This window comes from Affinirhizobium straminoryzae (assembly GCF_007004135.1).
GTDB lineage: Bacteria > Pseudomonadota > Alphaproteobacteria > Rhizobiales > Rhizobiaceae > Neorhizobium > Neorhizobium straminoryzae.
Window position 1 is genome coordinate 1 of sequence record NZ_VJMG01000040.1, and the last position, 1,219, is coordinate 1,219.

1 protein-coding gene is annotated in these 1,219 nt (G+C 57.6%); it reads left to right on the forward strand.

Annotation, left to right across the window (positions count from 1 at the left end):
• The first annotated feature begins 59 nt into the window (after positions 1-59).
• Positions 60-1,186 (forward strand): IS3 family transposase gene (locus FNA46_RS14790; RefSeq protein WP_143125987.1). Its coding sequence is split into 2 segments (ribosomal slippage): positions 60-288 and positions 288-1,186, totalling 1,128 coding nucleotides; the frame shifts between segments, so codons are not numbered across the junction.
• Positions 1,187-1,219: the final 33 nt, after the last annotated feature.

Sequence of the window (1,219 nt, forward strand, 5' to 3'; positions counted from 1 at the left end):
TGAATAGCCCCGAGATTTGTAGACGCCTTCTTTCCTAATTTTGAGGCAGGAAGAGCATCATGAGCAAATCGAATTTCAGCGAAGATTTTAAGCGCGACGCTGTGCGTCAGATCACGGAGCGAGGCTATCCGGTTGCGGAGGTTTCGCAGCGCCTCGGCGTCAGCCAGCATTCACTCTACGAATGGAAGAAGAAGTTTGCCGCGTCGAACGCCAAGGGCAACGACGAGGCCGAGGAGATCAGGCGGCTGAAGAAGGAACTGGCTCGCGTCACCGAGGAGCGAGACATCCTAAAAAAAGCGGCCGCGTATTTCGCCAGGGATGCAAAGTGAAGTACGCGTTCATTGCCCTGCATCGCTTGCAGTTTTCCGTGCGGACGATGTGCCGCCTTTTGCGGGTTCATCCCAGTGGATTTTACGCCTGGCTGAAGAGCCCGCTGAGCAGGCGAGCCAGCGAGGACAAGCGACAGACCGATCTGCTCCTCAAGGCATGGGAAGAGAGCGGCAAGGTCTACGGTTATCGCAAGCTGCACGACGACCTTCTCGATCAGGGAGAGATGTGCTGCCCGAACCGGATCGCGCGTCTGACCCGTCTCGCGGGGATCAAGGCGCAGATTGGCTACAAGCGCCGTCCCGGCGTCTATGGCGGCAGGCCTGCCGTCGCTATCGACAATACGCTCGACCGGCAATTCGACGTGGCGGCTCCGGACAAGGCCTGGGTCACGGACATCACCTACATCCGAACCTGCGAGGGCTTCGCTTACCTTGCGGTCGTCATCGACCTCTATTCGCGCCGGGTCATCGGCTGGGCACTGCAGAGCCGACAGACCACGGACGTCGTATTGCAGGCTCTGCTCATGGCGGTGTGGCGACGTAAACCGAAGGATAAGGTGCTTATCCATTCGGATCAGGGGTCGCAGTTCACCAGCATGGACTGGGCCTCGTTTCTCAGGCACCACAATCTGGTTCACTCGATGAGCCGACGCGGCAACTGCCATGACAATGCCGTGGCCGAGAGCTTCTTCAATCTTCTAAAGCGAGAGCGGATACGTCGCAGGATCTACCGTTCACGCGATGAAGCGCGCCAGGATGTGTTCGATTACATCGAGATGTTCTACAACCCGAAACGCAAGCACGTCAGAAACGGAATGATGTCACCCGTCGAGTTCGAGAAGCAGCAGAAAATCTAACCCGAGGGTGTCTACGAAACTCGGGGCTATTCA